The organism is Neoluteolibacter marinus, from assembly GCF_014904755.1.
Taxonomy (GTDB): Bacteria; Verrucomicrobiota; Verrucomicrobiia; order Verrucomicrobiales; family Akkermansiaceae; genus Haloferula; species Haloferula marina.
Window position 1 is genome coordinate 1 of the sequence record NZ_JACZFQ010000272.1, and the last position, 296, is coordinate 296.

The 296-nt window shown below is 63.9% G+C and carries 1 pseudogene; it reads left to right on the forward strand.

From position 1 onward, the window contains the following. Positions 1 to 296, forward strand: a pseudogene (locus IG178_RS24820) (hypothetical protein); the annotation flags it as partial.

The window sequence follows — 296 nt, forward strand, 5'->3', positions numbered from 1 at the left end:
CCGCGGGGAAGACGTCTCCTTCCGCCCGCCTGCCTGGGCACTCCACGGACGGGACGGGACGATCGATATCTCCTCCGACCTGGATTTAGTTGTCGTCGAAGGTGTAGGAGCCAGCCAACGAGAGCTGGAAGACCTCATTGATGTCACGGTGTGGGTGCAGTCCGACTTCGCCGCAGCCGAGGAACGCGGCATCGCTCGCGACATCGCGGAGGGGGTCAACGGGGACACCGAGCAAACCATCGCTTTCTGGCACGAGTGGATGGCGGAGGAGTTGCAGTTCCTGCGGCGACAGCGAC